Raw genomic sequence first — 20,064 nt, 5'->3', positions numbered from 1 at the left:
TTTTTTATGCTGATATCCTCTAAATTTGTTCACGAATTTTAATTCATTAACCCTTTAAATTTTAATTATGAAAAATTTCAGTAAATTGGCATTAGGTGTCCTAATGTCGGCAATGGTTTTGACTTCTTGTCAAAATGAAAATGCTACAGAGAGTGATCTTGACACTACAGCAGAAGCTGCTGGTAACGAAGGTAACATCATTCCTGGTCAGTACATTGTAGTTTTCAAAAATTCTTCAATCGCTCCAACCTCAACAATAGTTTCTAAATCTGCTTTCACTAGTAGAGAAGCTAAGGCAAAATCAGTAGATGCTATTTCTGAAGCGTCTATTTCTAAAATGAATGACATTTTATCTAAGAATGAATTAGATAAGAGTAACGTTTTAAATTACTATACTACAGAAATTACTGGTATGGCAATGAAATTAAACGATGCTGAATTCCAAAAACTTTCTAAAGATCCAAACGTTGCAACTATTGAATTCGATCAAATTATCGAAATTCCTAAGTTTCAAATAGAAGACGTTGTTTCTGGTGATAAGTCTCAAAGAATGGCTCAGGAAACTCCTTGTGGTATTTCTAGAGCTGGAGGATTTGTTAATAGTTCTTCTAGAGATGAGTGGATTTGGATCATTGATTCTGGTATCGATTTAGATCACCCAGACCTTAACGTAGTAACAAACACTACTTATGCAAGATCATTCGTAGGTGGATCTGCTAACGATTGTAACGGACACGGAACTCACGTTGCTGGTACTGCTGCAGCTATAAACAATAACACTGGTGTTGTTGGTGTTTCTGCTGGTGCTGCTGTTGTTCCTGTAAGAGTTTTCGGATGTAGCGGTGGAAGTAGTACTTCTACTATCTTAGCTGGTATCAACCACGTTGGTAGATATGATATCGCTGGTGATGTTGCTAACTTAAGTTTAGGAGGATTCTTCGGATCAGGATGTTCTTCTAGTTCTTCTTATGTAAGCGCTTTAAATGCATTATCTAATGGTGGTACTTACGTAGCAATTGCTGCTGGTAACAGTAGTGCAAATGCAGCTAGCTATGCTCCTGCATGTGTTAACGGAAGTAGAATTTACACTGTTGCTTCTATGACTTGTAACCGTTCTTTCTCTTCTTTCTCTAACTATAACATGAATCCTATTGATGTTATTGCTACAGGAAGTAGTGTAAGAAGTACATACTTAAACGGAGGTTATGCTACTTTAAGTGGTACATCTATGGCTTCTCCTCACGTAGCAGGTATTATGCATGCTAGAAACGGAGCTCCAAGAACTTCTGGATCTGTATCTAATAGAGGTGAAAACTATCCTATTGCTGTAAGATAATATCTAACAAAGATCTTATAAATATAAAACCACTTGCTTGGCAAGTGGTTTTTTTATGTTTTACATTTACTACATATTCCTATTAGTAAAAACTTAGCTTCTTTAATTTCAAAACCATCTAAATTAGGCACCTCTACTTTAGTATTAGGTTGACAAGTAATTTCTTTGCATTCCTGACATTCAAAATGTAAATGATTGTGAATTGTATGATCTTCTTTACAAGTTTTGCATGGTGCATAAAAAGCCTTTCCATTTTGATCAACTATAGAATGAATAAAACCACTTTGCATAAACCTATCTAAAATTCTATACACTGTACTTTTATTAACCTTTACTGTCATGGATTTCATAATGTCTTCAGCAGACATAGCATGATTTGATTCAGTCAGAATATTTCTAACTTGTTCTTGCTTTTCTGTATTCCTTGTTTTTTTATTTTCCATGAAAAAAAGTTTAATGTTACACTCTAAAATCCTTCTCTTTATAAACTTTTAGTAAATTATATAGCCGATCCCCTTATATACAAATATATTATATTTGCCTTGCTTAATTAACTATAACTATATGCTTTTTTAAAAAAGCTATTTAATTTATGCTATGAAAAAAATAATATCATTCATTATACTTCTTTATAATACATTTATTTTCTCTCAAGAAAAAGAAGTTATTTTTAAGGTTCTTACTGAAAATAACAGTATTATTTTTCAAGGAATTAATAATTCTGAACTAGATCAAGAAGTAACACTTACACTAGATTCTATAAAAGGTTTATCTGGCTATTCTCAACCTTTGAAAAAGTTAATTCCTGCTCACCAAAATCTTAATTTTACTGAATTAAAAATTACAGGAGATTACTTTTATAATTATTCTTTTAATTACAATGCAAAGGCTACGGAAAGTCAAATAAAAGAAAGACAAAATAAACTGATATCATCCGTTTTAAACGAAGAACATGACTTTAATAATGGTATTGTTCTTTTCTCTACCAAAGGATGCTCTAGGTGCAAAATGACAGTTGATTATCTTGATAGAAACGACATTAAATACAAATATATTGATACCTACAGAAATAATGTAAATAACTCATTAATGTGGGCAACAATGAAACTTAATAATCAAAAAGCTCGTAGAATTACCTATCCAGTAATTTTGGTAAATGGTAATTTACATTATAGTATTGATAACCTAAAATCCTTTTTAAAAAGTTTAAAGAAAGAGTTTAAAAATAGATCTTAGTAAACAGTAATTTTTGTTTTTAATACTAGATAGGATATCTTTATAAGGTAATCTTAAAGTAAAATGCACGAAATTTTATTCAATTTTATTTCAAAATACATCACCATAACAGAAGAAGAAAAAAAAGCTATTATTTCTTTGGGTGTTTTTAAATCAGAAAAAAAAGGATCTATTTTACTTAAAGAGGGACAATTTTCAAATGAGTCTTTCTTTGTTTTGAAAGGTTGCCTTAGATCTTACTACATTATTAAAGGCGAAGAAAAAACAACTTCTTTTCACACTGAAATGACAGCTATTAATGCATTAAATCAAACTTCAGAAAAAAATATAGCTTGTGTTGAAAATTCAATTGTACTAGTTTCTAATCCTGAATTAGAAATAAAAATGTTTGAAAAATTCCCTAAGTTTGAAAGCTTATGCCGTATACTTTCTGAAGAAGTTTTAAACAAACAACAAATTGATTTTGATTTATTTAAAATTCTTTCTCCTGAAGAACGCTATTTAAATATATTGAAAACCAAACCCGATTTAATACAAAGAGTACCTCAACATCAATTAGCCAGTTTTATTGGAGTAAAACCACAATCATTAAGTAGAATTCGCTCTCGCATTACGGCAAAAGAAAAAACTAGTATTCGTTAACTTTAGTGATCGTTTTTTGAGTTGTATCCTATTTAGTTTAGCTAAAACTAAACATACTAAATAGATATGATGAATAACACTTATTTTTTACCACCCCTCGCTTCTTACAATTCAAAACAAATTTTATTCCTAATTAACACAAAAAAGTCATGAAAAAAGAGACTTTACTCCCCTATTTCTGGATTTTTTTAAGCGTGAATTATATTTTTTTGTGATGTATTTTCATTAATGCTTTCAGACTATTTACAGCAAATATTAAATGGAAACGTAGGAGAAATTATTTTTACTGAAAAATTCTTACTCACTTTTGCTTTAATTATGGAAATTCCAATGCTAATGATTATTCTTTCTAAAATAACTTTTTATAAACTCAACAGACTTTTAAACATAATAGTAGGAATAATGATGCTAATTATTCAGATTGGTAGTTTAGCTATCGGAGAAAATAGCTTACACTACATTTTCTTCAGTACTGTTGAAATAATTACATTAATTTTCTATTATTTATATTGCTTGGAATTGGAAACGTATAAAACTACAAAAGCTTTCATAAACGAAAGCTTTTGTAGTTTTTATTAATAAATAACAGGTAACTATTTTAAAATTTGAGCTGTATGCTCTTTTGTTTTTACTTTAGCTATAACTTCTTCAATTACACCATTTTCATCTATTACAAAAGTAGTTCTGTGAATACCATCATACTCTTTCCCCATAAACTTTTTTGGTCCCCAAACTCCAAAGGCATTAATAACTGCTTTATCTTCATCTGCTAATAAAGGAAAAGGTAACTCATGCTTATTAATCCAATTTTGTTGACGCTTTGCACTATCTGCACTTACACCTAATACATCATAACCTTGAGCCAAAAATGTTTGATAATTATCTCTTAAGTTACAAGCTTCTGCTGTACACCCTGGTGTGCTTGCTTTAGGATAAAAAAACAACACTAATTTTTTACCTGCATAATCAGAAAGTTTAATCATATTTCCTGCTTGATCTTTAGCTTCAAAATTTGGTGCTTTATCTCCTGCGTTTAATGTAGTCATAATTCGTATTTTTGTTAAGTAAAAATACAGAAAAAATGAACAAAACCGAAAAAGTTCAGTTTGTAATTGATACTTTGGAAGAATTATATCCAGAAACACCTATTCCATTAGATCATACAGATCCTTATACATTATTAATAGCTGTGTTAATGTCTGCACAAAGTACAGATGAACGTGTAAATAAAATTACTCCTTTATTATTTAAAGTAGCAGATAATCCTTATGACATGGTTAAATTAACTATTGATGAAATTAGAGATATTATAAAACCTGTAGGTTTATCTCCAATGAAATCAAAAGGAATTCATGGTTTATCTGAAATATTAATAGAAAAACATAACGGAGAAGTACCTGCTGATTTTGAAGCTTTAGAAGCTTTACCTGCTGTTGGGCATAAAACTGCGAGTGTAGTAATGGCGCAAGCTTTTAACATTCCTGCTTTCCCAGTAGATACTCACATTCATCGTTTAATGTATCGTTGGAATCTTACAAATGGAAAAAGTATCAATCAAACAGAAAAAGATGCTAAGCGACTATTTCCTAAAGAAATTTGGAACAAACTACATCTTCAAATTATTTTTTACGGAAGAGAGTACTCACCTGCTAGAGGCTGGAATTTAGAAAATGATTTAATTACTAAAACTATTGGACGTAAAACTGTAATTGATGACTATTACAAAAAGCGTAAAAAATAAAAGCTTCAGTTTTTACTGAAGCTTTTAATGATTTAATTCAAATTCAATTCAATCATAACATTAGAACTAGTCCTTATTGTTCTTAAAGACCTTGAAAAATCTAATATAAATTGTACTGTCTTTTGTTGAGGGTTCATCTCTTTATCAGATGATTTATCAGAGTAAATTTTTGGCATATAGTTTTTATTTTTATTATACTAACTATACAACGCTAAATTTCATATTATATTGTTATTAATCTAACAATACTATATTATTTTCCTCAATTACTTTTCTTAAATTTATTAGAGCATATCTCATTCTTCCTAAAGCCGTATTGATACTAACCCCTGTATTCTCTGATATTTCGTTAAAACTCATATCCATATACATTCTCATTTTAAGCACTTCCTTTTGCTCGTTTGGCAATTCTTCAATTAAATTTTTAACATCTTTTAAGACTTGTTCTTTAATAATTCTTCTCTCTGCATTCAAAGAATCATCACTAATAATTGAAAAAATATCGAAATCATCGGAATTATTAAACAAAGGCATTCTGTTATTTTTTCTAAAATAATCAATTACTAAGTTGTGAGAAATTCTCATAACCCAAGGTAAAAACTTACCTTCTTCGTTGTATGATCCTCTCTTTAATGTTCTAATAACTTTTATAAAAGTATCTTGAAAAACATCTTCAGCTACATCTTTATCTTGTACCTTACTATAAATAAAACTAAAAATTCTTTGCTGATGTCTTTTAACTAAGATTTCAAGAGCTACTTCATTTCCTTGAATGTACTCTTTAACTAAAACACTGTCTTCTCTTGCCTTACTTTGCATAATATATTACTTTTTAGGGAAGAATTAGATTCTTCAATTAGGGAATTTTGATAAATTTTAAAAAGTAATTTTATTCTATATGCTTGTGTTTTAAGTTTTTGATTAAAGCACAAATATGCTTTATTTTATCTTTAAAACCAAATTTTTTCTGCATTTTTATTGTAATCTCTAAAATTAAAAAGTTAAATCGCTTGATTTATATGATTCTCATTAAACTCTTATTAATTTAAAACAAACTTGTTATAAAACTTCTAACATTAATCACAAAATTTAGCCTAATACTATTTTAAAACACTTGTTATTAAACCTTTTTCTGAAACTAAAACGCTCAAGCCAAATTTCAAACACTTAAACCTGAAAAACAAACGCTTAAAGCATTTAATTAAATACGACACAATACCCGTGGTAACTTTGAAATGAGAGTTACAAATAGCGCTATTTCTCTCTTTTTAAAGTAGAGTTCAGAAACTACTATAAAAAACGAGGCGTCCTCTGAAAAGCCTTATGAGTAGGAATAAAACAATCAAATGATGAGTAATTTAACCGCAACTATTAAAGATGTGCTAGCCGTTAGCACCAATTCTGTAGAAAATAAGTATTATGAGGTATTGCAACAGCAAACTCAAAATGCCGTAAGAGGTATTATTAATGATACTGTTTATCCTATTCAATTTCCTTCTCAAGGAGGTTTTATTTACAACTGGCAAAACCTTGATAATATTTTCAATAGAGGTACTTATAATTTTATCACTGGTAATATTTCTCCTGGAAAAGTAAGTCCGTCTGCAGCACTTGGAGAGGCTGGTACTTTTCCTAACAACTATATTCAAGTATTAAGTGGTATTGCATATACTTTGAATAATGCAGATACAGAAAAAATGAATACAGTACAGGGCAATGCATCTGCTCAACAAGCAACTATCGTACAAGATTTTCAAAGTACATACGGCGAAATTACTAAGGCGCAAATGGAAGAAGCTAAATCGGTAGTTGGTCCATGGGGTGTAGCCACAAAATATGACTATGTAATTAGCTATGTTTTAGGTACACAGTGGAGTGGTACACAAGCGAACGATCAACCTCCTTTGAGTTATGAAAAAATGTCTAGTGCTAGAAATCTCAAAGATTTATTACCTCAAAGACCTGGTTCTTCAGATAAGGTAATTAATGATGTTTCTATTTATTTAAATATGACAGCACCTGTTAATGCTTTACAAACTCAAATGCAAAATGGATCTTGGACTGTTGCACAAGCTATTAAAAACACATCAACTCCCACAGACGCTAATGGAGGTATAAAGACCTTTAATCCTGTTGATGGAAGTATTGATAAAAACTTTAGAACTGGTTGGAATATTAATAAATCTATTGCCGCAATACAAAATGATTTAAATAATGAATCTAGAGTTATCGAATTTAAAATGACTACTCACGAAGCTTCAGGTGATAGTTTAGATGTTAGCATAAATGGTAGTACTGGTTTCTCTGTAGGATCATGGCTTAAATTTTCTTTAGGAACTCAGTTTTCTTATGACATGTCTACTTTTGAAGGTACTAGTAAAGATGCTGAAATTACAGTTCAATATAAAGGATACTCTATAGTACCTATTAGTCCTTCTGCTTGGCAACAAGATGTTAATACTGGTTGGTATAATGGATCTATTATCAGACAAGCTTTTGAAAATCAAGGAAAAGATGTAAGTGGTTTCAAATTTGTTTCCTCTACTCCTCCTCCTTTTGACTTTAAAGCCTTTGAAGATGGCGGTAATTTTGGATGGTTGAATAATGTTATTGTTAGTAATTATCCTACCATTACTATTAAATATAAAAATGCTGACTTTAAAAGTTTTAGAGAAAACTGGAGTACGAAAGTTTCTGGTAATTTAAAATTATTTGGATTCATTTCGCTTGGTGGTTTTAATGCAGGTGCTTCAGGTAGTTCATATTCAGAAGGTTCTAACAACTCTGAGTTCACATTAACTTTTAGTCCTTCTAAGGAAATTATTTCACTTCCTGAATTTCAGAAACAAGCTTTTATAATTGCAGGAGCTATTACTAATCCTGGTGTTGCAGGAAAAAGTTAATTATTTAACTAATATTAATTAATAAAACCTTAGGGAGGAGTATATTATTACTCCTCCTTATCATTAAATATCTCAAAAAATGATTGTAAATAGAGTACTTAAACAAAATAGTATCATTTTCTTATTATATTTTATTTCTGTTGTAAGATTATTTTCACAAAATGATGAAACGAAGGTATTGAAAGATAGATTCTCTTTGACTAATGAATGGGCTGAGCAATTAAAAAAAAAATTCCCAATACTCCTTTTCGTTCTTTATATCCTTTGGTAGACCCAAATCATAGTACCTTCTATTATTTTTACCTGAATAAGAATTCAATATTTAACCAAAAAACATACGATTATATTAGTGCACGTGTTTTTCCTTCTCCTATTAAAGGATGCGTACAACTATCAACTGCTAATGGTTTTATTAATGCCTATAAACAGCTCATAACCTCTATCAAATACCAATTAGGGAATGACGATAAATCATTTTTACGAAAACATATTGAGCTACAAAAAAAACAATCTAAAAAAATTATAAAAAACTACGAAACTACATTTGATTCTATTACAAGTCAACAAATTACTATTGCTAATCAAAAACTTAAGCCTTATAAAATAACCATTGATAGCAAATTGGATTATATTTTAATGTACCGCTTAGCATATACGTGGAGCGACTCAAAAAACAATAAAAAACCTCCTTTGTCTTTTTATGAAATGGTACATACTGCATCTTTAGATACACTATTCACTAATTTACCAGCTTCAGCAACTTTACTTTTACCTGATATTTTTCTGTATTTTGAATATTTTAAAGACATCCTGATTTTAGAAAAAAATGTTAGATACAATTCTATGATTCTTTCAAATGCTTTAAAAAACACTCGAATTCCTAACTCATCTAATGGAGGCCTTAAAACCTTTAATACCATCGATGGTGAAGTATATAGTTTTTCCCCAGCATATGCCCTTGGTAATTCACAAGCAGGCATAGTTAATGGTTTAAATGATACACTAAGAACTATTAAAATATCTATTGACATTCCTTTAAAATCAAAAAGTGGAGAACGTATGATATTTCAGTCTAATACTAATAAAAAAATAACTTCATTTGAATTGGATGATATTTTAAAAATTAAAATTGAATATAAAGGCTATATCTTTATTCCTGTTTCTCCTTTGAGTTATTTAGAAAACAAACTAGATTCTTCAAACAATACGAGCCAACCCAATAGTTGGGGGTGGTATTTTGAAGAGGCTATTAAACAGGCTAGCAACAATAAAAACTGTGAACAAACGGGATATTGTTTTCTAATTCCCCCTTCATACAATCTTGGTAGTTTGAATCAAGGTGGAAATTTTGGGAGAATTACCGGGCTTTTAATTGCTAACCCCCCTACAATAAGTATACTTTTTAATCAAAAAAATAGTGCTTTATCTCTACTAAAAAAAAGTTATACTGAAGGAACCCTACAAATTCCTTTTGCTCAAATTAAAGGTAATTATTTTCCTAGAAGAAATTCAAAAAAAAACACTAATGAAATCATTTTCACTCCTAAAAATACAGTTCAAGTAATAATAAATAGTAGTAAACCTCTTCAAAAAATTAGCATCCCAGAAAATTCAAAAATAGCACAGGTACTCATGATTGCTGTTTCTTATCCATCAGATTAACAATAATTATTCTACACTGCATTTATTTCTTTACCTTCTAATAAAGCATTATTTTTGATGAATATTTTTTTGAGTTAATGAAAGTAGATATAGCTAAAATAAATCCTAAAGAAAACATCATTATTAAAGGAGCAAAACTCCATAATTTAAAAAACATTGATGTTGTTATTCCACGTAATAAATTAGTAGTTATAACTGGGCTTTCGGGTTCTGGTAAATCTTCTTTGGCGTTTGATACGCTGTATGCAGAAGGACAAAGAAGATATGTAGAAAGTTTATCATCATATGCACGTCAATTTTTAGGTAAGCTACACAAACCTAAAGTAGATTATATTAAAGGTATTGCTCCGGCAATTGCTATTGAGCAAAAAGTAAACTCAACAAACCCGAGATCTACGGTAGGTACCTCTACAGAAATTTACGATTACATTAAGTTACTATTTGCTAGAATTGGAAGAACCTTCTCTCCTATTTCTGGTAATGAAGTAAAAAAACATACCGTTACAGATGTAATTAATCATGTAAAAGATTTACCTGAAAAAACAAAACTTCTGCTGCTGGCTCCTGTTGTGATCACAGAAAACAGAACTATTGACAAAGTTTTACAAGTTCTTACGCAACAAGGCTATGCAAGAATTAAGTATGAAGATAAAATTCATAGAATAGAAAAGTTTCCATTAGACTCATTCAAAGGAAACTCTTTTGAGTTAGTTATTGATAGAGTTATTGTTCAACATAATGAAGATTTTTACAATCGTTTAGGAGATGCTACTCAAACTGCCTTTTTTGAAGGAAAGGGAATTTGTTACATAGAAAACTTAGAAACACAAAACACTACTTTATTTAGTAATAAATTTGAGTTAGACGGCATGACGTTTTTAGAGCCAAATACTCATTTATTCAGTTTTAACAATCCTTATGGAGCTTGTCCTACTTGTGAAGGGTACGGAAGTGTTATTGGTATAGACGAAGATTTAGTAATTCCTAATACTGGACTATCAATATATGAAGATGCTATTTTTCCTTTTAGAACAGATGCTTATAAACGTTATAAAGAAGAACTAATTTTATATGCTGCTGAGTTTGATATTCCAATTCATAAACCTTGGTTTGAACTAACCGAAGAACAAAAGGATTTAATTTGGAGTGGTACAGATAAATTCTACGGAATTGATCATTTATTTAATGAGCTTGAGGAAAAAAGTTATAAAATTCAAAATAGAGTAATGCTTTCTCGTTACAGAGGAAAAACTACTTGCCATGATTGTAATGGTAAACGTTTAAGAAAAGAAGCCAATTATGTGAAAATTAATAAGAAAACAATTTCTGATCTTGTTAATTTACCTTTAGATGAATTAGCTGACTTCTTTAAATCAATTACATTAAATGAATATGAAGAGAAAATTGCACATCGTTTACTATCAGAAATTAATAGCCGTTTACAGTTTTTAACTGATGTTGGATTAAGCTATCTTACTTTAAACAGAACTTCAAATACACTATCTGGAGGAGAAAGTCAACGAATCAATTTAGCTACTTCATTAGGTAGTTCTTTAGTGGGGTCGATGTATATTTTAGACGAACCTAGTATTGGTTTACATCCAAAAGATACTGAACGACTTATAAAAGTTTTAAAGAACTTACGTGATTTAGGAAATACAGTAATTGTAGTTGAGCATGACGAAGATATCATGAAAGAAGCCGATTACATTGTCGATATCGGTCCTGAGGCAGGTACGTATGGTGGTGATGTGGTTGCGCATGGTACTTACGATGAAATTATCAGCTCTGAAACATTAACTGCTCAATATTTATCTGAAAAAAGAGTTATTGAAGTTCCTAAAAAAAGGCGTCAAACCAATAACTTTATAAAAGTAATTGGAGCTAGAGAAAATAATTTAAAAAATATTGATGTTACTTTTCCTTTAAATAACTTAACTGTAATAACAGGAGTTTCTGGTAGTGGAAAAAGTACGTTAGTAAAAAAACTGTTATACCCAATAATGCAGAAAAAGCTTATTGGTTATGGCGATAAAATTGGTCAGTACACTTCTGTTGAGGGTAGCTACGAAAATCTAAAGCATATAGAATTTATTGATCAAAACCCAATAGGAAGATCATCAAGATCGAATCCTGTTACCTATATTAAAGCTTACGACGATATTCGTAAATTACTATCAACTCAGAAACTATCGAATATAAGAAACTATCAGCCAAAACATTTCTCTTTTAATGTTGAAGGTGGTAGATGTGAAGTGTGTAAAGGTGAAGGTGTTGTTACTATTGAAATGCAGTTTATGGCTGATGTACACTTACAATGCGAACACTGTAAAGGTAAACGATTCAAAAAAGAAATTTTAGAAGTTAAGTTTAACGATAAAAATATTGATGATATTTTAAATTTAACTATTGATGATGCTATTGAATTTTTCAATCGATTTGAAGAGAAAAAAATTGCTCGTAAACTAAAACCTTTACAAGATGTTGGTTTAGGATATGTAAAACTAGGACAATCATCTTCTACTCTTTCTGGCGGAGAAGCACAACGTATTAAATTAGCTTCTTTTTTAATTAAAGGGAATACTAAAGATAAAGCCTTGTTTATTTTTGATGAACCTACCACTGGTTTACATTTTCATGATATTAATAAGTTACTAGCTTCTTTTAATGCTTTAATCGAGAAAGGACATTCCATTATTGTTATTGAACACAATATCGATTTAATTAAATGTGCCGATTATATTATTGACTTAGGTGTTGAAGGTGGTAAAAATGGAGGTAATTTAATTTTCCAAGGAACTCCTGAAGAGTTAATTAAAAATAAAGAATCTCAAACTGCAATTTTTGTAAAGGAAAAGCTTGATTAGTTTAAAAATAAAATGATACGCATTTTTTATGTGTATCATTTTAAAAGAGATAAGCCCAGTAATGTATTATTAAAATGAAAGTGTAAAAGAGAAATTTAATAATTTTTTACTGGGCATTAATTAACAAACAATTGTGTTTGTGGCTAACAACAAAGTTTCAATCCCTTTCCATGTACTGTTAAAATACTAATATCTTTATCTAGTTTTAAGTAGTTTCTTAATTTCACTATATATACATCCATACTTCTTGATGTGTAATAGTTATCATCATACCAAATTTTAGTTAACAACAAATCCCTAGGCGTTAACTCATTCTTATTAAGAGATAAAATTCTTAATAACTTATTTTCTTTTGGCGATAATTTTTTTGGTGCTTCGTTCTTAAATCTAAGAAAGCGCTGTTGTGAATTAAATATAAAGTTACCTATTGTAAATTCTGATTGATTTGCTTTATTTTCAGCAACATCCATAAGAATATGTTTTATCTTTTCTAATAAAACTGATGGATAAAAAGGTGTAAATAAACTATAGTTTAATTTAGTATCTAAAGTTCTTAACTGACCATCTTGACTTGCTTTTTCTCTTAAGAAAAGAATTGGTAAATTTTCGTGTATTTTCTTAATACTGATTTTTAAACTGTCTACCGAAGTTAAATCTGTTACAAATAAATCACACTCTATTTCTCTTAGTTTTAACAATGCTTCTAACTTATTATTAGTAAATGTGATTTGATAATTATGTAGTCCTAAAAAATCTTTCAATAATAATCCGTAGTTCAAATCTTCAACGAGTAATATAACTTTAGCTTTTTTCATTTTATCTCTTAAATTTTTTAATAGGTTTAATAACTTTTTACACTAATAAGACAAGCAACTACAGAAATACCCTACCGTTTTTTTATTTTTTTTTCAAAAAAAAAAGTTAATAAGGGGTTCTTATTAACTTTTTTAACCGAAATTTTATCAATTATTAAATCTCTTACACGCTACATAATAACTAGTTAACCTTTTCTGTAGCTATGTAAATATTGACAGTTCCTTTTTGTTCTTTTAATGTACTTTTTTCATAAACTTCAAAGTCAGAATGATAACTTCTTTTAATATCAGACTGCCAAATCTCAAGCCATTTGTTGTAAACTATATTCTCGTTTAGCTGCCCATTTATAGTAAAATTTGTATAAAAATCTGCTGGTATTTCTACAGTAGTCATTCCTTCTGGTACATTTTCCAATGAAGAAACTTCACAACCTAAAATAGTAGTATAACTCCCCATATAATCACTTTCATAATCAGTGTAAACAGAAAATACTTTTCCGTCTAATTTATTAGGTATTTTATCAATAACATTAGTAGTTACAAATTGTTCCCAAAGTGCAGGTATATCTTTTGCTGCTTGTTGATTCTGATTAGTTGTTCGCACTGAAATTCCAATAATTTTTAAATTTTCTTTCTGTATTGTTTTCATAATTTATAGGTAATTAATAATTATGAAACAAAGCTAAACACGAACTATGTCAAAGGTATGTCAGGGGTGTTTTTCGATTAAAAAACAATACTCGATTTTTTATGAGTTTGAAAATTTTGATCTACAGATTTCAAAATACTCTTGTAAAGTAATAGTATGTTTTTCAAACTTTTCCTCTAAAATTATTAGCTGTTGAATATGATCTAATCTAAAAACTCTAAAATCATCTCTTAATCTGCACACAGCTATCAATAGCCAATTTTCATTAGTACTATACAATGCAAACGGTTCAACTACTCTCTTTGTGAATTTATTTTCTAACGATAAATATGTTATTTCTATTAGGTTAAAACTAGTAATTGCTGATTGAATTTTGATTAAGTTTTTACTACTTGTTTCTTCTTCTATGTTGTTTCTAAAAACAATTCTTTCTGAAAGTAGTTCAACCTTTTCTTTTTGGGTACTTTTTAATACAGATTTAATTTTAGTTAGCGCATTTGTATAATGTTGCACTAACGATTCATCTTTGTTTTTATCAATAAAATTAGCTGCAGTAATTAAAGCATTTGCTTCTTCTTCAGAAAACATTACTGGAGGTAAATAAAAATTCTCTAATAACGAATATCCTTTACCTTCTTCTGTATAAATAGGAACACCAGATGCTTCTAATGTCCTTATATCTCTATAAATAGTTCTTACACTAACATTAAATTTTTCTGCTAAAAAGGTAGCTGTTACTATTTTTTTAGATTGTAATTGAATTACAATAGCGGTTAAACGTGCTATTCTGGGTTTAGCTTCCATTTAACTCTTTTTTATCTACATAAATATAGTATAATAGAAAAAATACAGCTATGCCTCCGAAAGTATGCCATAGCCAATGTGTTCCCATTGGTAAAATAACTCTAACACCATCTAAAGACCGAAAAGTTACCGCTATTCCAAAAATAAAGAAACCTAAAAAAATATATTTACTATGTTTCCATTGAGTTTTATATGCATACAAAATAAAAGGAATAACAACTGAAACGGCTGTTACTACATATCCAAAAGATATTCTGTATGTTTGAGAAACTGGTAAAAACCTAGGTAAAATACTAATTGCTAAAAAACCTATAAATAATAATAGACGTTTCCACCACTCTCTTTGCAGTTTTCCTATAAAATAAATGATACCTCCAAGGCATACAACCATTATAGGTAACCAATCTAAAAGTAACCAAAATTGATGGCTTCTGGTTCCGTGAAACATGGTACCACCTATCCAGCTTATAAATATTACTGGAATTGCAAATAAAAAGAAGGGATGTTGCTTAGGATTCTTATAAATCTTTTTTCCAAAATAAATCAGAATAACAATAAAAATAAGATTACTAAATGTATTGAAGGGTTCTACTGGTAATCTTCCTTGAATTGTTTCTTGATATATAGGACCTGTGTCGTTTGGAAATTTTTGAAATAAGCTATATAACATCTACACTTCCTTTGCCTTCTCTGATTACTTCTGGTTCATCTTTTGTTAAATCAATAATAGTTGATGCATGATTATCTCCATAACCTCCATCAATTACAATATCTACTAAGTTTTGCCACTTTTCAAAAATCAATTCCGGATCAGTCGTATACTCTATTACCTCATCTTCATCATGAATAGAAGTTGATGCTATTGGATTTCCTAACTGCTGAACTATAGTTCTAGCAATGTCATTATCGGGCACACGAATACCTACCGTTTTCTTCTTTTTAAATGCTTTAGGCAAATTTGTACTACCAGGTAAAATAAATGTATACGGACCTGGTAAAGCTCTTTTTAAAATTTTGTAAACAGGCGTTTGTATTTGCTTTACATAATCTGATAAATGACTTAAATCATTACACACAAAAGAGAAGTTGGCTTTTTCTAGTTTTACTCCTTTTATTCTGGCTAGTTTTTCCATTGCTTTGTTATTGGTTATATCACAACCTAGCCCATAAACCGTATCTGTAGGATAAATAATTAATCCTCCATTTTGTAAAACCTTTACAACCTTTTCTATTTCCCTTGGGTTGGGATTATCATTATATATTTTAACAAACTGTGCCATTGTTACATATTGTAATAAAAAAACAAAAACTTCTAATAGTAGTCTCTATTTTGAAGTTTTTGTTTTTTTATGTTTAGTTTTTATGCTTCGCTATCAATTAATCTAAAGCCTTCTCCATGTATGTTTAAAATTTCTACATTTTCGTCAAGCTTTAAATACTTTCTTAGTTTTGCAATGTATACATCCATACTTCTAGATGTAAAATAATTATCGTCTCTCCAAATTTTTGTTAAAGCTAGTTCTCTTGGCATTAAATCATTTTTGTGAACAGCTAACATTCTTAGTAATTTACTTTCTTTTGGTGATAATTTTTGCGGTTCATCACCATTAAAAGATAAATGTCTTAATTTAGAATTAAAAGAGAACTTACCAATATTAAATTCAAATTGATCGTCATCTTTTGATTTTTCTGTTTCTTTACGCTGTAATATAGCTTTTATTTTATGTAGCAAAACTTCAGAATCAAAAGGCTTGTTTAGATAATCATCTGCACCAACTTGGTATCCTCTTAACACATCTTCTTTCATTGTTTTTGCTGTTAAAAAGATAATTGGCACTTCTTTGTTTGTTGCTCTAATATCTTGAGCTAATGAAAAGCCATCTTTTCTTGGCATCATTACATCTAAAATACAAAGATCATACTCTGAGTTTTTAAACATAATTAAACCTTCAATTCCATCTTTAGCATGTGTTACATTGTAATCATTTAATGCTAAATAATCTTTTAAGACTGTTCCGAAATTCGGATCATCTTCTACTAATAAAATTTTTCTTGTACCCATTTTTGTTTACCCTTCAGTTTATATTAATGGTAGTTTTACTGTAAATACGCTTCCTTTACCTTTCTCACTTTCCACATGCACTGTTCCATGATGGCTATCGACAATCTCTTTCACATACGCTAAGCCTAAACCATGTCCTTTTACATTATGAATGTTACCTTTATGTTCTCTATAAAATTTATCGAACACATACTTTTGAGCATTTTTGCTCATTCCTATTCCTTGATCTTTTATTTTTAAAATAAAAAACTTATTCGTGTTCTCTGTGTATACATCTATCTTAGGTGCATTATCAGAGTATTTAATTGCATTTTCTAATATATTTACAAACACGTTTGTTAAGTGAAACTGGTTCCCTAACACCTCTGTTGATATTGCTTTAAAATGAGCATTTATATCTCCACCTTTGTTAGATACTAATAGCTTTACATGCTCTATTGCTTCTTCAATAATATCATTCGCATCAACAGCTTCTTTAGTTATCTCTATTTGGTTTTTCTCTAACTTAGATATTCTTAAAACATTTTCAACCTGTCCGTGCATTCTTTTGTTTTCATCTCTTATCATTTGCACATAACGTTTCACCTTTTCTTCATCTCCTATAATTTTAGGATTCTTAATTGCATCTAAGGCTAAATTTATAGTTGCAATAGGTGTTTTAAACTCATGTGTCATATTGTTTATAAAATCTGTTTTTATCTCAGATAATTTCTTTTGACGAATTAACTGATATAATGATGTTGAGAATGCAGCAATAATTATTCCAATAAAGAATAATGACAACAATAACATCTCCATCATACTAGATAATAAACTTTTTTTCTCATTCGGAAATGAAATATAAAGCTTGTAATTACTGTTTCCATTATCATCTTCTAATAATGGATAAAAGTAACTATTGGCTTCATTTATCTTAAAATACCCTGATTTGATTTTGGTTGCCAGTCCTCCTTCATACACACCAAATTTAAATTCTTGGTGAATATTTCTCTTTGCTAATTCATCTCTAAGTGTATTATTTAATTCTCTCTTACTTATTCTTTGATGAATTGGAAAACGACTTCTGTTCTGTGCGAACACGTATTCAATCTGTTTTTTTTGCCAATTAGGATAGGTCATGTACCTTGAAAAGGTATTCTTACCAGCATAAGAACCATATTCATCGCTATCAGACCCGTAAGTCGTCTTAAACTTGAAATCTTCTTTACCAGTAAAACGTTTTACTATCACACTATCATTATCGACAAAATCTACGGGGATTTTAAAATTTTCTTCTAAAATAGTTGCTCCAAATGTAAATTTACGTTTACTAACTGTATCTATTTGCTGAAATAAATAATTCTTTATTTCGGCAGTTGTTCTATGTGTATCATCCTCAAATAATGCTCCATATTTATCAACAAAATCATTATACTCTCGCTCCTTTATCCTTTCTGATGTTTTAGCTAAAGCTATGGTAACATTACTCTGAAATTCTAACTGTTTACTCTTAACTGCATCCTTTACCCAATATACTTGAACCGCTATAATTCCTACTAAGGAAATACTCATTAACGCTACAATTACAATAAATATTCTCCTTCCCATTTTTCAAATGTACTTTTTTAAGATAAAGCTATATATGCTTTTAACTTAGATTAACAAAGATAGTGTGTTTTTAAGAAAATTTTAAGAGGTATGTTAAGATATTTACAACCTAACTATACTTTTATGTTAATTTATTATGAATTTTACTTACCTGATTCTCAGTATCGCTAAGTAATATATTGTGAATAACATAATTTGATTGAAGTATCTTTTTCATATCAGTCCATTGATTGTTAATTCTACTCATTACTTCTTCTTTTGTAACCTTATCTCTATCAACAACTCTTTGTATTCTAACATCAACTGGAGCTGTTACTGTTATAATTTTATCACACAACTTATCACTTCCATTTTCAAACAAAATAGCATTTTCATAAAGTATATAATCTTTATCTGCATTCTCTTCTCTAAAATCTTGTAAATGCTTAAAAACTTCTGGATGTACTATTGAATTTAATAAATGAAGTTTCTCTTTATTATTAAAAACGATATTAGATAAGAACTTCCTATTTAACTCATCATTTATATATGCTTCTGAGGAGAAGTTCGCTATTATTTTCTCTTTTATTATACTTGATGTGTTCATCAATTGTTTTGCTTCTTGATCTGCAAAATAAATAACAACATTTTCAAATTTTGCGAACAACTTTGCTACAGTTGTTTTTCCACTTCCTATTCCTCCTGTTATACCTACTAACATTTTTTTTACAATTTTAATTTTTAAGAAATCTTATTTTTGAATTAAAAAATCAATTTTTTGCGGTGATACTCTTACTAAAGATATCAGCTCAGGAGCATCTTCCAATTTAGGTACTAAATAAGATAAGTTTCCATCCTTTGTAAATTTATAATCACATACTACATTAAATAAATCTGCCGATATTTTATTGTAATTCTTTAAACCTACTCTGTATGTTATTTTAACATTCTTCGGAAAAGTATTCAACTCCAAATTTTTAGGAGCATTTATTATTTTAATAGGTACTTCCAAAGTTCCTTCAGTAAATTTATCTATCAGCAACTCTATATTTATTGAAGAGTTACTCAACTTTACATTATCAGACAACATCTTTCTCTCTACTTCTAAATCTGTAGAAAAATCTTCATTCACTTCTTGAAAAGCCACTTTTTTAGTTGTAATTTCTTTAATCTTATTTATTTGTAATTCTGGACCAGAAATTAAAATACTATCAGGATTTATTTTCATTTCAGCCAAACCGAAACCTAACTTATAATTTAAATCTAAATCTGGAACAACAGGAACTTTTTTTGTTTTTAAGGTTCCTAATTTAAAGTGCAAAGTGTCTTTTAAAATATCTACAAGCTCTAAACCTGAATTAAGTTGATCTTGAATCTCTCTTTTTTTATTATTGGTTAGTAAATAATAATCAGTTGTATTTTTACTTTTTAATTTATCTACAGAAAATGAAAGACGTTTATTACTGAAACTTGCTGTGAAAAGTTTAAAACCATTCCCTTTTATTAGAAAATCTATTTTTTGCAAAGGTGTTTCTTGTAATATTTTATCCTGAGCTAAATTATCGTAACTAACATAATAAGTAATCTTAGTAACATACTCCTTAGATAAATTAATAAGGAACCACATGAAAAATGACGTCAATAAAAAACCAAAAAATATTTTAGGTATTTGTATTCTTTTATTCAATAGTCTCTATTTTTTGTTTGTATCAGATTAAAGATAACATTAAGATATTTTAAAACAAAAAAAAGTGAGCAATAAGCTCACTTTAATGATTGAA

21 protein-coding genes are annotated in these 20,064 nt (G+C 29.1%); 8 read left to right on the top strand and 13 right to left on the bottom strand.

Going from position 1 to position 20,064, the window contains the following annotated elements; all coding sequences use genetic code 11:
• Positions 1-67: 67 nt before the first annotated feature.
• Positions 68-1,336 carry a S8 family serine peptidase gene (locus EYW44_RS15005; protein WP_132724501.1) on the top strand — a complete coding sequence of 423 codons (1,269 nt, stop codon included), beginning with the start codon at positions 68-70 and terminating at the stop codon, positions 1,334-1,336.
• Positions 1,337-1,389: 53 nt separating this feature from the next.
• Here the strand turns inward: EYW44_RS15005 and EYW44_RS15000 are convergent, their stop codons facing one another.
• The gene (locus tag EYW44_RS15000; RefSeq protein WP_132724499.1) at positions 1,390-1,779 is read right to left on the bottom strand and encodes a Fur family transcriptional regulator; all 390 of its coding nucleotides are present in this window, start codon (positions 1,777-1,779) and stop codon (positions 1,390-1,392) included.
• 154 nt (positions 1,780-1,933) lie between these two features.
• Between EYW44_RS15000 and EYW44_RS14995 the strand changes: the two genes are divergently transcribed.
• The 3 genes from EYW44_RS14995 to EYW44_RS14985 all read left to right on the top strand — a co-directional run bounded on the left by EYW44_RS14995 (position 1,934) and on the right by EYW44_RS14985 (position 3,793).
• Positions 1,934-2,572 (top strand): glutaredoxin family protein, encoded by a 639-nt coding sequence (locus EYW44_RS14995; protein ID WP_132724497.1) that lies wholly within the window; start codon positions 1,934-1,936, stop codon positions 2,570-2,572.
• 63 nt (positions 2,573-2,635) lie between these two features.
• Positions 2,636-3,214: a Crp/Fnr family transcriptional regulator gene (locus EYW44_RS14990; protein WP_132724495.1), complete on the top strand. Its 579-nt coding sequence runs from the start codon at positions 2,636-2,638 to the stop codon at positions 3,212-3,214.
• A 198-nt stretch (positions 3,215-3,412) separates the two neighbouring features.
• On the top strand, positions 3,413-3,793 hold the full coding sequence (locus EYW44_RS14985) for a DUF6326 family protein (protein WP_306766636.1): 381 nt from the start codon (positions 3,413-3,415) through the stop codon (positions 3,791-3,793).
• Between the two features lie 14 nt (positions 3,794-3,807).
• Here the strand turns inward: EYW44_RS14985 and bcp are convergent, their stop codons facing one another.
• Positions 3,808-4,260 carry a thioredoxin-dependent thiol peroxidase gene (bcp, locus tag EYW44_RS14980; protein ID WP_132724491.1) on the bottom strand — a complete coding sequence of 151 codons (453 nt, stop codon included), beginning with the start codon at positions 4,258-4,260 and terminating at the stop codon, positions 3,808-3,810.
• A 35-nt stretch (positions 4,261-4,295) separates the two neighbouring features.
• Between bcp and EYW44_RS14975 the strand changes: the two genes are divergently transcribed.
• Positions 4,296-4,955: an endonuclease III domain-containing protein gene (locus EYW44_RS14975; protein WP_132724489.1), complete on the top strand. Its 660-nt coding sequence runs from the start codon at positions 4,296-4,298 to the stop codon at positions 4,953-4,955.
• A gap of 32 nt (positions 4,956-4,987) precedes the next feature.
• Here EYW44_RS14975 and EYW44_RS22275 read toward each other — a convergent pair whose 3' ends face one another.
• Positions 4,988-5,131 carry a hypothetical protein gene (locus EYW44_RS22275; protein ID WP_165872235.1) on the bottom strand — a complete coding sequence of 48 codons (144 nt, stop codon included), beginning with the start codon at positions 5,129-5,131 and terminating at the stop codon, positions 4,988-4,990.
• 58 nt (positions 5,132-5,189) lie between these two features.
• On the bottom strand, positions 5,190-5,774 hold the full coding sequence (locus tag EYW44_RS14970; RefSeq protein WP_132724488.1) for an RNA polymerase sigma factor: 585 nt from the start codon (positions 5,772-5,774) through the stop codon (positions 5,190-5,192).
• Between the two features lie 530 nt (positions 5,775-6,304).
• On the opposite strand from EYW44_RS14970, the gene EYW44_RS14965 reads away from it, so the two are divergent.
• The 3 genes from EYW44_RS14965 (at position 6,305) to uvrA (ending at position 12,387) form a co-directional block, all read left to right on the top strand.
• Positions 6,305-7,858, top strand: a complete 1,554-nt coding sequence (locus tag EYW44_RS14965; protein ID WP_132724487.1) for a hypothetical protein — start codon at positions 6,305-6,307, stop codon at positions 7,856-7,858.
• Positions 7,859-8,122: 264 nt separating this feature from the next.
• Positions 8,123-9,520, top strand: coding sequence for a hypothetical protein (locus EYW44_RS14960; RefSeq protein ID WP_132724486.1), 1,398 nt, complete (start codon positions 8,123-8,125; stop codon positions 9,518-9,520).
• Between the two features lie 77 nt (positions 9,521-9,597).
• A complete protein-coding gene (gene uvrA, locus EYW44_RS14955) occupies positions 9,598-12,387 on the top strand; it encodes an excinuclease ABC subunit UvrA (RefSeq protein ID WP_132724485.1) in 2,790 nt (929 codons plus the stop codon).
• Positions 12,388-12,530: 143 nt separating this feature from the next.
• Here uvrA and EYW44_RS14950 read toward each other — a convergent pair whose 3' ends face one another.
• The 9 genes from EYW44_RS14950 to EYW44_RS14910 form a co-directional block, all read right to left on the bottom strand.
• The gene (locus EYW44_RS14950) at positions 12,531-13,202 is read right to left on the bottom strand and encodes a response regulator transcription factor (protein ID WP_132724484.1); all 672 of its coding nucleotides are present in this window, start codon (positions 13,200-13,202) and stop codon (positions 12,531-12,533) included.
• Positions 13,203-13,383: 181 nt separating this feature from the next.
• Positions 13,384-13,851, bottom strand: coding sequence for a GyrI-like domain-containing protein (locus EYW44_RS14945; RefSeq protein WP_132724483.1), 468 nt, complete (start codon positions 13,849-13,851; stop codon positions 13,384-13,386).
• 99 nt (positions 13,852-13,950) lie between these two features.
• Positions 13,951-14,655 carry a helix-turn-helix transcriptional regulator gene (locus tag EYW44_RS14940; protein WP_132724482.1) on the bottom strand — a complete coding sequence of 235 codons (705 nt, stop codon included), beginning with the start codon at positions 14,653-14,655 and terminating at the stop codon, positions 13,951-13,953.
• Positions 14,645-15,325 (bottom strand): ceramidase domain-containing protein, encoded by a 681-nt coding sequence (locus EYW44_RS14935; protein ID WP_132724481.1) that lies wholly within the window; start codon positions 15,323-15,325, stop codon positions 14,645-14,647. The genes EYW44_RS14940 and EYW44_RS14935 overlap by 11 nt, the downstream gene beginning before the upstream one ends.
• Positions 15,315-15,935: an L-threonylcarbamoyladenylate synthase gene (locus EYW44_RS14930; protein ID WP_132724480.1), complete on the bottom strand. Its 621-nt coding sequence runs from the start codon at positions 15,933-15,935 to the stop codon at positions 15,315-15,317. Before EYW44_RS14930 ends, EYW44_RS14935 begins: the two co-directional genes overlap by 11 nt.
• An 80-nt stretch (positions 15,936-16,015) precedes the next feature.
• Entirely contained in the window at positions 16,016-16,717 is a 702-nt protein-coding gene (locus tag EYW44_RS14925; protein WP_132724479.1) for a response regulator transcription factor, read from the bottom strand.
• A gap of 18 nt (positions 16,718-16,735) precedes the next feature.
• Positions 16,736-18,304 (bottom strand): sensor histidine kinase, encoded by a 1,569-nt coding sequence (locus EYW44_RS14920; RefSeq protein WP_132724478.1) that lies wholly within the window; start codon positions 18,302-18,304, stop codon positions 16,736-16,738.
• Between the two features lie 121 nt (positions 18,305-18,425).
• Complete coding sequence (gene coaE, locus EYW44_RS14915) at positions 18,426-19,004, bottom strand: dephospho-CoA kinase (protein ID WP_132724477.1); 579 nt, start codon at positions 19,002-19,004, stop codon at positions 18,426-18,428.
• 30 nt (positions 19,005-19,034) lie between these two features.
• Complete coding sequence (locus EYW44_RS14910) at positions 19,035-19,970, bottom strand: CdaR family protein (protein ID WP_132724476.1); 936 nt, start codon at positions 19,968-19,970, stop codon at positions 19,035-19,037.
• Positions 19,971-20,064: the final 94 nt, after the last annotated feature.

Origin of the sequence: Tenacibaculum sp. M341 (assembly GCF_004337695.1) — a bacterium.
Classification (GTDB): Bacteria; Bacteroidota; Bacteroidia; order Flavobacteriales; family Flavobacteriaceae; genus Polaribacter.
Note: the sequence above shows the minus strand (reverse complement) of the source record. Positions and strands in the feature narration are given on the sequence as shown.

Bases quoted from the DNA above. Each gene is read 5' to 3' on its own strand.
- EYW44_RS15005 (WP_132724501.1), top strand. From the start codon at position 68: ATGAAAAATTTCAGTAAATTGGCATTAGGTGTCCTAATGTCGGCAATG.
- EYW44_RS15000 (WP_132724499.1), bottom strand. From the start codon at position 1,779: ATGGAAAATAAAAAAACAAGGAATACAGAAAAGCAAGAACAAGTTAGA.
- EYW44_RS14995 (WP_132724497.1), top strand. From the start codon at position 1,934: ATGAAAAAAATAATATCATTCATTATACTTCTTTATAATACATTTATT.
- EYW44_RS14990 (WP_132724495.1), top strand. From the start codon at position 2,636: ATGCACGAAATTTTATTCAATTTTATTTCAAAATACATCACCATAACA.
- bcp (WP_132724491.1), bottom strand. From the start codon at position 4,260: ATGACTACATTAAACGCAGGAGATAAAGCACCAAATTTTGAAGCTAAA.
- EYW44_RS14975 (WP_132724489.1), top strand. From the start codon at position 4,296: ATGAACAAAACCGAAAAAGTTCAGTTTGTAATTGATACTTTGGAAGAA.
- EYW44_RS22275 (WP_165872235.1), bottom strand. From the start codon at position 5,131: ATGCCAAAAATTTACTCTGATAAATCATCTGATAAAGAGATGAACCCT.
- EYW44_RS14970 (WP_132724488.1), bottom strand. From the start codon at position 5,774: ATGCAAAGTAAGGCAAGAGAAGACAGTGTTTTAGTTAAAGAGTACATT.
- EYW44_RS14965 (WP_132724487.1), top strand. From the start codon at position 6,305: ATGAGTAATTTAACCGCAACTATTAAAGATGTGCTAGCCGTTAGCACC.
- uvrA (WP_132724485.1), top strand. From the start codon at position 9,598: ATGAAAGTAGATATAGCTAAAATAAATCCTAAAGAAAACATCATTATT.
- EYW44_RS14950 (WP_132724484.1), bottom strand. From the start codon at position 13,202: ATGAAAAAAGCTAAAGTTATATTACTCGTTGAAGATTTGAACTACGGA.
- EYW44_RS14945 (WP_132724483.1), bottom strand. From the start codon at position 13,851: ATGAAAACAATACAGAAAGAAAATTTAAAAATTATTGGAATTTCAGTG.
- EYW44_RS14940 (WP_132724482.1), bottom strand. From the start codon at position 14,655: ATGGAAGCTAAACCCAGAATAGCACGTTTAACCGCTATTGTAATTCAA.
- EYW44_RS14935 (WP_132724481.1), bottom strand. From the start codon at position 15,325: ATGTTATATAGCTTATTTCAAAAATTTCCAAACGACACAGGTCCTATA.
- EYW44_RS14930 (WP_132724480.1), bottom strand. From the start codon at position 15,935: ATGGCACAGTTTGTTAAAATATATAATGATAATCCCAACCCAAGGGAA.
- EYW44_RS14925 (WP_132724479.1), bottom strand. From the start codon at position 16,717: ATGGGTACAAGAAAAATTTTATTAGTAGAAGATGATCCGAATTTCGGA.
- EYW44_RS14920 (WP_132724478.1), bottom strand. From the start codon at position 18,304: ATGGGAAGGAGAATATTTATTGTAATTGTAGCGTTAATGAGTATTTCC.
- coaE (WP_132724477.1), bottom strand. From the start codon at position 19,004: ATGTTAGTAGGTATAACAGGAGGAATAGGAAGTGGAAAAACAACTGTA.